Consider the following 361-nt stretch of genomic DNA (forward strand, 5'->3'; position numbering starts at 1 on the left):
ACATCAAACTGAATATGTTGTTTTTCAGTTTGATGATGAAAACCTGAGTAAAAATAGAACTCTTCCTGATCCACGGACTGAAAATGTGCTGGAAAATCTTCTCCTTGCATCACAATACGATAAATTTCAAGAAAGACATTCAACAAAGTTGCATACGTCTTCTGATGATCTTCCTGTGCAATCGGTAAAACAGGAACATCATAATGCTGTGCTTGTACTTGCATCGCTTGACTAGAAATATCAATTTCATGACAATCAAATACATATGCAATCAGTTTTGCAACATAACGCTGATACTGCTTTGCGGTATGCGCAGCCAAGTTATCTTCATCAGTGTCCGCAAGCAAAGTCCGATCAACTA

The 361-nt window shown here is 37.7% G+C and carries 1 pseudogene; it reads right to left on the bottom strand.

The annotated features are described in order from the left end of the window. A pseudogene (locus JR005_RS03700) lies at positions 1–361 on the bottom strand (hypothetical protein); the annotation flags it as partial.

Origin of the sequence: Acinetobacter sp. Colony158, from assembly GCF_019264745.1 — a bacterium.
Classification (GTDB): domain Bacteria; phylum Pseudomonadota; class Gammaproteobacteria; order Pseudomonadales; family Moraxellaceae; genus Acinetobacter; species Acinetobacter ursingii.